General features: G+C 30.3%; 10 protein-coding genes. 9 read left to right on the top strand and 1 reads right to left on the bottom strand.

Annotated features, from left to right (window positions below):
• Window positions 1-242: 242 nt before the first annotated feature.
• A complete protein-coding gene (locus tag B3040_RS14760) occupies window positions 243-1,010 on the bottom strand; it encodes a class I SAM-dependent methyltransferase (RefSeq protein ID WP_291574748.1) in 768 nt (255 codons plus the stop codon).
• A 670-nt stretch (window positions 1,011-1,680) separates the two neighbouring features.
• On the opposite strand from B3040_RS14760, the gene B3040_RS14755 reads away from it, so the two are divergent.
• From B3040_RS14755 to B3040_RS14715, 9 genes are all read left to right on the top strand, one after another.
• Window positions 1,681-2,190, top strand: a complete 510-nt coding sequence (locus tag B3040_RS14755; protein ID WP_291574746.1) for an RNA polymerase sigma factor — start codon at window positions 1,681-1,683, stop codon at window positions 2,188-2,190.
• Window positions 2,180-3,172, top strand: a complete 993-nt coding sequence (locus B3040_RS14750; protein WP_291574744.1) for an anti sigma factor C-terminal domain-containing protein — start codon at window positions 2,180-2,182, stop codon at window positions 3,170-3,172. The genes B3040_RS14755 and B3040_RS14750 overlap by 11 nt, the downstream gene beginning before the upstream one ends.
• 12 nt (window positions 3,173-3,184) lie before the next feature.
• Entirely contained in the window at window positions 3,185-3,964 is a 780-nt protein-coding gene (locus tag B3040_RS14745; protein WP_291574742.1) for a hypothetical protein, read from the top strand.
• Between the two features lie 326 nt (window positions 3,965-4,290).
• Window positions 4,291-5,085: a helix-turn-helix domain-containing protein gene (locus tag B3040_RS14740; RefSeq protein WP_291574740.1), complete on the top strand. Its 795-nt coding sequence runs from the start codon at window positions 4,291-4,293 to the stop codon at window positions 5,083-5,085.
• Between the two features lie 451 nt (window positions 5,086-5,536).
• Window positions 5,537-6,358 carry a class I SAM-dependent methyltransferase gene (locus B3040_RS14735; RefSeq protein ID WP_291574737.1) on the top strand — a complete coding sequence of 274 codons (822 nt, stop codon included), beginning with the start codon at window positions 5,537-5,539 and terminating at the stop codon, window positions 6,356-6,358.
• Between the two features lie 322 nt (window positions 6,359-6,680).
• Complete coding sequence (locus B3040_RS14730) at window positions 6,681-7,460, top strand: nucleotidyltransferase domain-containing protein (RefSeq protein WP_291574735.1); 780 nt, start codon at window positions 6,681-6,683, stop codon at window positions 7,458-7,460.
• A gap of 43 nt (window positions 7,461-7,503) precedes the next feature.
• Window positions 7,504-8,388 (top strand): class I SAM-dependent methyltransferase, encoded by an 885-nt coding sequence (locus B3040_RS14725; RefSeq protein ID WP_291574732.1) that lies wholly within the window; start codon window positions 7,504-7,506, stop codon window positions 8,386-8,388.
• A 228-nt stretch (window positions 8,389-8,616) separates the two neighbouring features.
• Window positions 8,617-9,624, top strand: coding sequence for a choloylglycine hydrolase family protein (locus B3040_RS14720; RefSeq protein ID WP_291574731.1), 1,008 nt, complete (start codon window positions 8,617-8,619; stop codon window positions 9,622-9,624).
• A gap of 356 nt (window positions 9,625-9,980) precedes the next feature.
• Complete coding sequence (locus tag B3040_RS14715) at window positions 9,981-10,892, top strand: metallophosphoesterase family protein (protein ID WP_291574729.1); 912 nt, start codon at window positions 9,981-9,983, stop codon at window positions 10,890-10,892.
• Window positions 10,893-10,933: the final 41 nt, after the last annotated feature.

The raw sequence follows: 10,933 nt of genomic DNA, 5'->3' as shown, positions 1-10,933 counted from the left end.
ACAAATTATTTTACAGACTCTTTTTTTATATGAATTTATGGTAATCATATTAGCGGAAGTCATAAAAATTACCTTTAATTATGTAAAATCAATGTCAACATTGATTTATATACAACCATTATATTGTCTCTATTAAGACCTTTTGAAGATAAAAAATAAATTTTCATCATACAAATATATATGGAAAACCACGAAATTCAACTTTGATTTATATATTTATAAAAGATATATTTTTAATTTTATTACTGTTTCTCAGCAATAAAAACTATATGATTGCTATAGCCTAAAAGTTCTTTCTTTTCACAGGTGTAAAGATGGAACCTAAACCATTCTTTGAACTGTTCCCCATTAAAGGTATTTATTTTTTCACTCAATAGCTCAGATAATCCGTCTGCTGCAAAATGTTTCACTTCTTTTAGCTTTGATAATTCCATTAAGTGCACCATGCGATCAACAGTCATAAAACAAAAGGGCATATCAGTTAATTTAAAAGTATTATGGTCATAATGAGGTCCACCTAAATACTCTTTGTTGTAAAGCATTGACTCAGTTATGAATACCATATCATTTGATAAGTAAGCATAAAATATCTTTCCATTTTTCTTGCAAACTCTTTTAGTTTCTTCAATGCACTTTAGTTTTTTCTCATCAGTATCCACATGATAAAGTGGTCCAAAACATAAAACAACATCAAAACTTTCTGATGGCAAATGAGATAAGTCTAATGCATTACCTTGCTGAATGTTAATTTTAAGATTTTTATCTAGTGCCTTAGCTTTAATAACCTCTAGATTTCTTTTCACCGGTTCAACAGCAGTTACATCATAGCCTTTACTTGCATAGTAAATGCTATAGGCTCCAGTACCAGCTCCTATATCAAGAATCTTCATACCTTCCTTTAAGTATTTATCAGTATATGATATGGAAGTTAAAAACTCTATACTATTAGCCTTATTTGTATTTAATCTTTTATCCTCTTCAAAACGTTCATATAGCTCATCTAGCTTCATAAGTATCCCCCTATCCCCTAAGCGATATTCCCTTGGAAATATCAAAAGTTTTATTTTAAATTATACAGAAAATATTTACATATTCCAAGTATTTAACAAAATTATATACAATTGTAAACTTGGATTTTCAAACCAATATTTATTAGGAGCAGAAAGTATTATAAAATGAACAATAATTTATAAAGATAAAAAGGCTTAGAACTGTATGAGTCTATAAAAAATTAAAAGCTCTACCCTAATAGATAGCTTTGATATTTAATGCTTAGGAGTTTGAAAAGAATCAATTTAAAACAGTGTTTAACCTTTTGACGGACAACTTCCTTTCACTAAAAATATATTTAAAGATTTGCCGCATGTTTATATAACGTTCATATGGATTATATAGAAAATATTTGGTAGATTTTTTATTTAGTGTAAAATTAATGTATACATATTTGCTAGCTGAACGTCTTAATAATAGAAGTACTTCAGAAACAAATAAGGCATCTTCAAAAAATAAGTAAGTCAATCTGCTAGTCTATTTTGTGCTATACTGCGTCAACAGAACCCTTTGATAGATCCACTATCTGCGGAACCTGTTTCCTTGTCTATCACAAAATAGTCTTCACATCTATGACTTGTTATTTATTTTCAGATGCCTAATTAACTAACTTTATGGAAGGGGGATATGATGAGCAATGAATTAATTAATGAGATGTTTGAGAAGAAGATGAATCTCATATATAAATATTTAATTAAGCTTGGATGTAGTGAAGCAAATGCTGAGGACATTGTTCAAGATACCTTCTATAAAGCATTAAAATATATAGATGGGATACAGACTGAAAAGTTATCCTCCTGGCTCTTTAAGGTAGCAATCAACAAATATTACGATTTATGCAGAAAAAATAACAGGCATATTCAGCTTAGTCTCCATGAGGATATTTTTAAGGAAAGTCTAAGAGAAGATAAGTTAGTAGAAGATTTCATACTAGATTTAGAGAAAAAAGAAGAAATTCTAAAATGTTTAAGTTCAATAAGTGAAGTACAAAAGAATTTATTGGTATTTAAGTATGACATGGGATTGTCTTACAAAGAAATAGCTGAAATTTTAGATATTAATGAGAACACAGTAAAAACCTATCTCTTTAGGGCTAGGGAACAATTTAAAAAGGTTTGGAGGGATAATTTTGAAAAGTGATGAAGAAAAATTAAAAGAGTTATTTGAGATGAAAGAGGAACCTAGTTTTAATAACACTATTAAAAGAGCCAAGACTTTTTCTATAATAAGAAACATAATCATAAGCTTAATGATATTTATAACTTTAAGTGCTGCATTATTAATTGTAAACAGTTTTATTTTAAATCATGTAAGTAACAAGAAATTAAATGAATTACATACTTGGTTTCAAGTAGCGATGCCTAATGCTTATATGGGAAATACACAAGCAGATGATAGAATAATGATTGGAGAGATTGAGTACCCAAGGTATAGATTTTTAGGAGAAAAGCCAATAGTGGATGGTGTTTTTAAAGAAGATTATTCTTATATGCCCCTAATTAATGGCATCTATGGAGATTTGGGATATCATTTGTTTGATAGTAAAGGGGAAAGCTTTAAGGAGCTAGAAGAAATGAGGAGATACAACAAAGCAGGGAAAAGGGTTATGAAATTTTACCATCCTTCAATAAGCTATGATAAGCACATTAATGATTTAGAGGAACTTAATAACATAGAAAAAGATAAGCTTATTGAAATATCCCTGTCTTTTGATAAGAGCTATAGCCTTGAAGAAGCTAAAGCGTTGGTACCAGAAGGTATAACTTTAAATTGGTATTGGGTAGACACTCTAGATAAGAATGATAAAGGTAATTTGTCAAAATCAATACTAGAAGAAGATGAGGTATATGGCATAAAAGCTTTGGATAATCAAGGAAAAGAAATAAAAAAACCGGAAGAAAGATTTATTAATTCAATAATCCGTGGAAACTCAAATAAAGATGCGAATTATAGATATAAAAGTTTATTCAAAGTATTAAGTGGTGGAAAAACTGAAATTAATAAAGAAGATTTAAGAATTATTGGCGTAGTAGTAAGTGGAGATGTGGAAACATTAAAAGCCTTAAAGAATTTGAATTATATAAAAGCAGCTACTATTGGGGCTGTAGCTGATAAATACTAGGGGGAGTTTTATATGAAGACTTATTTTAAGTTAGAACTGAAAAGGGCTTTACTATCATGGATAACTATAATTTCTATGATAGCAATTATAACACTTTTATCTATACATTATTTAAATAAAGTGGTCTATGAACCAGAGGTTATTAATGGAGTAGATTATTTTGTTAGAATTTATCAAAGGTCTTATATATATATATTTACACCAGTGATAGTTGGATTTATTTACGCTACCTCTATTATGAAAGATAAGGACACAGGTTTTTTATGCAAATTATTAGATGTAATAAGCTTAAAAACTTATTATGTAGTTAAAATAGCTGTGAATGCAATAGTAAACTTTGTTGTATTTTCAGTTAGCTACATCATAGTAGCGTTATGCTTTATACTCAAATTTGGACTTACTAATACAGATCCAATGTATATACCTCATTTAGGACCTTATGGAAATATATATCATATTTCTAAAATTGGATATATAGCTTTTGTAATATTATGTTTATCCATTTCAGTAGCTGCTTTTTCAACTTTTATCCTTGGGGCAACAATAGCTTTTAATAATAAGATTATTGCTTATATACTACCTACATTTTATGTATTTATTACAGGGATTTTCTTTAATAAGCTTTCAATAAATAATATGATATACACTGATATTACTAAGTTGTTCAATTTAAGCTATAGATTAGGAACATTGAACGCAATATTATATGATCTAATTTTAACTATAGCTGGCTTACTGTTAATATATAAGTATGGATATAAAAGAGAATTAGATTCATATTCACAATGTTAAAAATGACTATATAGATAAATCATAAAAGGAGGAGAAAACATTAATATATTACCGTGTTTTCTTCTCCTTTAAATTGGCAAATAAGATAAAGTTAATAAAAAGTGATAGCAATTTTATGGTATAAGTCTAAAGTAAAAATGTGATAAAATTAATTAGACTTAGCTATACTTTGTGCTGTAAAAGATAAAAGTACATTTTAGGATGCTTATAATTTAATTTAGAAGATTCATGAAGAAATTATCTATGCTATTAGTATGCAGAAGAATGCATAAAATGCAAAGTAAGAATAAAACTGTTTCTTTATAATAGGATTAGGAGGTGAAAAAATGGATTGGCAAAAGGGTATGAATATTGCAATGGACTATATAGAAAGTAATTTAACGGGAACTATTAATTTTAATGTGGCTGCTAGGTTAGTTGGATGCTCAACATGGGAATTTCAACGTATATTCTCATTTTTGACTCACATATCCTTGGGTGAGTATATTCGCAAAAGAAGGCTTACACTTGCAGCTTATGATATTAAAGGTAGTGAGTTAAAAATAATTGATATTGCTCTTAAGTATGGCTATGAATCTGCATCAGCCTTTTCTCGTGCCTTTAGTAAGCTTTATGGGGTAACGCCTTCAGCAGCTCGTGATACTTTCATTGATCTTAATGCTTATCCTAAAATAAACTTCCAACTTATTGAGAAAGAGAGGTTTAATAAAATGAGTAAATTCGCTGAAAGAGGTTATGTTGTTAGAGAGAATGGACCAGTATATTTTACAAAAGATATGGACAAAACAGTAAAATGGTTTGAAGAAGTCCTTGGCTGGTATGGAGCCGTGGTTTCAAGGTATAGTGATGGGAGTGGAAATTATGGTTGTGTTCACGATTATCCAGATGAAGTAGCGGTTGCTCACATAACTCCATTTAGAGGATTTCATTTATTCAAAGGAGAACCAGTAAAGGATGTGGCTGGATTTCTAATGATTGAAGGAATTGAAGCTTTTCACAAGTTTGTTAAAGAAAATGGGTGGGATCAGATTTCAGACATTGAAGAAGAACCATGGGGAGCAAAGGAATGCAGTGTTACAACTATTGATGGCTGTAGACTACGTTTTTTTGAAACAACTTAATAAAAGGAGCTTTAATGTTAATATGTAGCTAAGTTTATTTAATTTGTTACCATTAAGTTTTTAAAGCAATGTGGAATAAGAGTAATAATATGTTATTTAGAAAACATGAGTAAGCTATCATAAAATTTTTGCTATAAGAAATATTAAGTATTTAGCTTAAATCTATTAATAAGGGAAGAAAACATTAATTTTCATGAAATGTTTTCTTCTCTTATTAATTTCAAACTATAATCAAAAACTGCATAAGTATTGATAAGTTATGGTATACATTACAAATAATTACATGGTAAAATAAGTTAGGAGTAATTTATTATTCCATTGTTTAAGCCTATGGCGATAATAAATATTATTTTGAAAGGGTGAATTGATATGAAGTATAATGTTAGATTTTCTATTATAAATAATGGGAGGGTGAATATGCTGTAGCCCTCAATAAATGGAGGAATAGTATATGAATTATAACTGGATTAAGCCAGAGGAATTTTCATTCAACTCGTTTTTACTTATGGATAGATGGATTATTAGAATGATGTGTGAAAATCATTTAAGGGATAAGGACTTTTCTAAAAATTTAGCAATAGCACTAGAGTACAATCCGGCAGTAAAGTGGTACTTTTTTCATAAGTGCCCTGAGTGTAGAGTTTTCCTTGAAAAGTTAACTCTTGAAGTGCCTAAAAATCTTTCTCATCAAGAGGTACGCAAAGCAGAAGTTTTTGTTATAGGGGAAATGGAAACATCAATAGTTTATGTATACCCTAAACTGATGAATAAAAACTGTGATTATATCTATGATTGGGATAAGAACCTTCTATTTGAGCTAGCTGATTTTAATGATAAGATTGTTCTAGACATTGGAAGTGGCACGGGAAGACTTGCATTTGCTGCTGCTGAAAAGGCTAGACGAGTTTATGCCAGTGAGCCAACAGATGCACTACGAGAATATTTACGTGATAAAATAAAGGCTGAGAATATTCTTAATGTCGTAGTTTTAGATGGCACAGTAGAGAAAATTCCATATGAGGATAATACTTTTGATATTGTAATGTCTGGACATGTAGTAGGGGATAATTATGATGCTGAAATTGCTGAGTTAACAAGGGTTGTTAAAAATGGTGGTTATATCATTGATTGCATTGGTGAAGATGATAGAAAGAGAAAGCCTAAGGAAGAATTGTTAAAGCGAGGATTTGAAGCCTTTTACCATGTTAGTAAATCAGGCGGAGATATTTATAGATATAGAAAAAAAGTAATTAAGGTATCTGAAAGTAAATAACAAGCCAAAGATGTGAAGGATATTTTGAGCTCACAAGCAAGCTTGTGCCGACAAGAAAACTGTTTCTTTAAATAGTGGGCTATCTAAGGGTTCTGTAGACGCAGTATAGCTCAAAATAGACGAGGATATGGACCTGTTTATTTTTGAAGATACATAAGTAAGTAATTTAAACTATAGTATTTAAATTGCCATGGAATAAGTTAAGAAAATGATTTTAAAGGATGTGATAAGAAGATTTTTATTATTACATCCTTTATAATTTCTAACTTAGCAGCAACATATTAGTTTCATGTAATTACTATTAAGATGGGGAGTTTTAGAAATGCAGCAGTCAATTGAAATAATGAAAAATAGCATAGTGGAGATTTTATCAGAAAATAAGCCATCAATATATCTTTATGGTTCAGTTGTCCTTGAAGATTTTAAATTAGGATGGAGTGATATTGATATATTATGTTTAACTAAAACAGAAATTTCAAATACTCAAGGAAAGGATTTGCTTAACTTAAGACAAGAACTTTCCAGGGAATATAGAAATAATTTGTACTTTACTTCCTTTGAGGGTGGATTTTTAACACTGAATGGATTTATTAATAATAATCCAGATATAGTGGTATATTGGGGGACTAGTGGTGAGAAAATAACAAATAAATACTGCTTTGATCCTTTTTCCATGATAGAATTAATTGAACAGGGTAATTTGTTATATGGTAAGGAACTAAGGCACAATTTTACCTATCCAAGAAAAGAAGAAATCCTAGAAGCTGTGATAAAACATTATGATACAATAAGAAGATTTGGAACCAAAATAGACAAAAGTTTGTATTCTGCTGGATGGCTGTTAGATATTGCAAGATGTATTTATACCCTTAGGACAGGTAAAATCATTTCTAAAACTAAAGCAGGGAAGTGGGCTTTGGATAACAATCTAATTGAAGACATTGAGATTATGGAAAAAGTTATAAATATTAGGAAAGAGCCAAATAAATATAAAGATCATAAGGACGTTATAAAATGGCTAGAAGGGCTTGGACCTTATATTCAAAAATTTGCTGACGTGCTAGAAAAAGAAATTTCAATGGTAAAACAACATAGTTTCTAGTAATTAATTAACATAAATTTTTTCAAAAAAGGGGACAAGGGGAATGTATAAAGAAATTTTAAGTTTATTAAAATGTCCAAGCTGCAATGGAAAATTAAGTTTGGCAATTGAGAAGGAAGAAAATAGTGAGATTGTTGAAGGAAACCTAAGTTGTAAGGACGGACATCAGTGGGCTATTAGAGAAGGTGTAATAAACTTTGGTTCAGTGGAACAGGAGATTATAAATAATTGGTCAGAGGCTTTTGAGAAATATGATGAGGAAGAGCTGAGTAAAAGAATGTCAGAGGCAAATCCTAAAAATCTAACACAGCTAGTGGATAAGACAGGAAAGTTTATTATTGATAATATAAATAATAATGAGAATAAGTTTATATTAGACATAGCAACTGGTACGGGCGGCTTATTTATAGAAATGGTTAAACAACTAAAGGGTGAAGTGCAAATAATATGTACAGACTTAAGTTTTGTAGTGTTAGGATATGATAGACTAAAAGCTAAAAGGATTAACCCCGAAATAAAAGTAAACTACATAGCTTGTGATGCTACCAATTTACCTTTTAAAGATTATACAATTGATGCAGCTACATCTTTCTTTGGAATTGCTAATATGTTAAATTTAGCAGAGGGTGGGTTAAAAGAAGCAAAAAGAGTACTTAAAACAGGACAATCATTTTTTGATAGTTATATTGTAATCAAGGAAGAATCCAATGGATTTAAAATGCTAAAGGAATTTTGTGAAGAGAATCAGGTTGTTGGGGCAGAAGAATTCACTATAAAAACAGGAATAAAAAAAGCCTATAATGATATGAGTTTTCATAGCACAGAAATGGTAGCTATAGGAGAATCAATTGGAGAAAAAAGTGACAGTGACTTAATTCCTTTTGAGGGAGAATGGTTTGGGGTAGTTGTTGCTAAATCTATAAAATAACAGTGAAAATGAAAAGCTTATAAAATTATGAAAGTCTGTAGAGCCTACAAAAGTCTACAGGCTTTTTTCTATACAACTGTTTTAACTGTAACCCTCCAGTTGAAATAAGCATAATAATAAACATGCAACTATTTATTATTTTAGTGATATCAATCTTGTGATAGTTTTTTAGTTGTTGCATAGGGTCTTTATTAAAGCGAGTTTTGAAAGTTATAGGAGGAAATTAATATGTGTACAGCAATTACATTACAATCCAAACAAAAGGAAAACTTTTTCGGAAGAACTATGGATTTTTCATATCCTATTGAGCCTCAGTTATATATTGTACCTAAGAATTATATGTGGAATAATGCCTTAAACATGAACGAAATTTGTGATTCCTACAGCTTTATAGGAATAGGTCAGGAGACTGATGGAATACTTGGATTTTTTGATGGGGTAAATGAAAGAGGCTTTGCAGCAGCAGCACTATATTTTGCTGGATATGCCAAATACGATACTCAATTAAAACATACAGAAAGGGAACCAATGGCAGCTTTGGATTTTCTTCATTTTATCTTAGGAAACTGCAGCTCAGTAGAGGATCTAGAGGAAATGCTTAAGGAGATTTATTTAGTTGGTTTACCAGACCCTGTAACAAAAACAATTGCACCATTACATTGGATTGCTACAGATAAAAGTGGAAAGTGTGTTGTTATGGAGCAAACAGGGGCAGGTATGAAGTTACTACAAAATCCAATAGGCGTTATGGCAAACAGCCCTAATTTTGGATGGCATATGACAAATTTAAGAAATTACATGGATGTTTCTCCAAGACAGACTCATGAGACCAATTGGGGAAATGTTAAATTGAAGCCCTTTGGGCAGGGTTCAGGAACCATGATGCTACCTGGAGGGTATACATCACCAGAACGATTTGTAAGAACTGCATATCAAAAGACTCATATTGAAATGCCAAGAAATAGTATTGAGGCTATAAATGCATGCTTCCATGTTATGGAGAGTGTTTCTATACCAAGAGGTATTGTAATATCTGAGAGAGATACCTGTGATTATACTAAGTATGTAGCTTTTATAAATACGAATACCTGTGAATATTTTTTTAAAACTTATGATAATAGCCAGATTGCAACAGCAGGCCTTTGGGAAAATCCTAGTTATAAATATAGTAATGTACCAATCTGTCTTGGAAAGTTATCACGTCCCATCATCTTTGAGAAAATGAAGAGGTATTAAGATACTGAATAAATCATAAAATTATTATGACTTGATAGCATAAAGGATAAATACAACATGTAAATTTTATAAAAATAAAGTCTGTAGGTTAAGCTCCTACAGACTTTTGCAATAGCACCCAATTTCATAGGTGCAATTATAGTTAACAAAAATATTTAAGATTTATATAAGAAGTTAATGGTATAAATTTCAAGTAATAATATGGTAAAATAAATATACATTGGTGTATAATAAAATTTTTAATAGAGAAAACTTAGCAATGAAAATCAGGTAGAAGGGTTCATTTATTCATAATTTCGTGGCTTAAATAGTGATAAAACAATAAATGTTTTTAAATTTTGAAAAGGGGTGAATAAATGGAGAAGGTTACATTTGCAGTATTTGCTGACTTACACTATGACCATATTCATGATGGAGCTGAAAGGCTTCAAAACTTTATAACTAAGGTAAAAGATCAACAGCTGAATTTTGTTATTCAACTTGGAGATTTTTGCGTACCAAAAGAGGAAAATGAAATTTTACTCCATATGCTTTTAGATATTGGAAAACCTGTTTATCATGTCATTGGTAATCATGATTCTGATGAGGTTCAAAGAGGCGAAGTGATGAGGTTTTTAAATCTTGACAGTAGTTACTACTCCTTTAAAAAGGGCAATATTAAATTTATTGTATTAGATACCTGTTTTATAAAAAATGATAAAGGATATGAGCCATATAATAAGAGAAATTATGACAAAACAAAAAATGCTTATCCAGTTCTTCCTGAGGATCAAGTAAAATGGTTAGAAAATGAATTGACTGATAATAGTGATTATTATGTGATTTTCTCCCATCATAGTTTTGAAAATCAGTTTGCTAAAAGAGGAGTAAATAATAGGGCTGAAGTAACAGCCTTAATTAATAGGATAAATGATACAGGAAAAAAGATACTTTTATGTATTAATGGACATGACCATGGAGATTCTCTTGAGAAAATTGGACAAACCTATTATTTTGGGCTTAATTCAATGTCTTATATATGGGTTGGACCTGAATATGAGCATTTTTCTTATTCAGATGAAATTCAACAGCAGTATCCCTTTATAAAAGATTTAGTTCTATATAAAGATGGGCTATATGCTATTGTCACAATTACTGAAAAGGGTGGTATTAATATTGAAGGTATTAATGGACATTACCAGAATGTTTCTCCAGGGGAGCTAGGACTAGGGGATAGGTGGAATGGTCGCCATGTACTTCCAATAGTAACATCCTTAAAGGTAGACTAAAGATAAATAGAGGAATTTATAAATTTCTTATGTGGACAAAA

This window comes from Clostridium sp. UBA4548 (assembly GCF_002387895.1).
Classification (GTDB): domain Bacteria; phylum Bacillota; class Clostridia; order Clostridiales; family Clostridiaceae; genus Clostridium_J.
The sequence above is the reverse complement of the archived record's forward strand: the minus strand, read 5'-3'. Positions and strand labels throughout refer to the sequence as shown.

Excerpts from the sequence above, each read along its gene's own strand:
- B3040_RS14740 (WP_291574740.1), top strand. The coding sequence starts at position 4,291 with ATGGATTGGCAAAAGGGTATGAATATTGCAATGGACTATATAGAAAGT.
- B3040_RS14760 (WP_291574748.1), bottom strand. The coding sequence starts at position 1,010 with ATGAAGCTAGATGAGCTATATGAACGTTTTGAAGAGGATAAAAGATTA.
- B3040_RS14755 (WP_291574746.1), top strand. The coding sequence starts at position 1,681 with ATGAGCAATGAATTAATTAATGAGATGTTTGAGAAGAAGATGAATCTC.
- B3040_RS14725 (WP_291574732.1), top strand. The coding sequence starts at position 7,504 with ATGTATAAAGAAATTTTAAGTTTATTAAAATGTCCAAGCTGCAATGGA.
- B3040_RS14730 (WP_291574735.1), top strand. The coding sequence starts at position 6,681 with ATGCAGCAGTCAATTGAAATAATGAAAAATAGCATAGTGGAGATTTTA.
- B3040_RS14720 (WP_291574731.1), top strand. The coding sequence starts at position 8,617 with ATGTGTACAGCAATTACATTACAATCCAAACAAAAGGAAAACTTTTTC.
- B3040_RS14715 (WP_291574729.1), top strand. The coding sequence starts at position 9,981 with ATGGAGAAGGTTACATTTGCAGTATTTGCTGACTTACACTATGACCAT.
- B3040_RS14735 (WP_291574737.1), top strand. The coding sequence starts at position 5,537 with ATGAATTATAACTGGATTAAGCCAGAGGAATTTTCATTCAACTCGTTT.
- B3040_RS14745 (WP_291574742.1), top strand. The coding sequence starts at position 3,185 with ATGAAGACTTATTTTAAGTTAGAACTGAAAAGGGCTTTACTATCATGG.